Annotated in this window: 2 rRNA genes; both read right to left on the bottom strand. The window is 49.6% G+C overall.

From position 1 onward, the window contains the following. A 5S ribosomal RNA gene (rrf, locus tag M3191_RS18405) occupies window positions 1-88 on the bottom strand; the annotation flags it as partial. Window positions 89-172: 84 nt separating this feature from the next. Beyond that, window positions 173-264, bottom strand: a 23S ribosomal RNA gene (locus M3191_RS18400); the annotation flags it as partial.

The raw sequence follows: 264 nt of genomic DNA, 5'->3' as shown, positions 1-264 counted from the left end.
GAAGCCCCCTACTACCATCAGCGCTGAAGAGCTTAACTTCCGTGTTCGGTATGGGAACGGGTGTGACCTCTTCGCCGTCATCACCAGACAACTGAACGATGCTTGTTCGTTCAAAACCGGATAAAACCAACATTGTCGCTGAACTTCAAGTTCAACCGTACTAAAGTAACTTAAGGTTAAGTCCTCGATCGATTAGTATCCGTCAGCTGCACGTGTCGCCACGCTTCCACCCCGGACCTATCCACCTCATCTTCTTTGAGGGAT

It is taken from the genome of Sporosarcina luteola (assembly GCF_023715535.1).
Classification (GTDB): Bacteria; Bacillota; Bacilli; order Bacillales_A; family Planococcaceae; genus Sporosarcina; species Sporosarcina luteola_B.
This window is presented reverse-complemented; position numbering and strand designations above follow the sequence as displayed.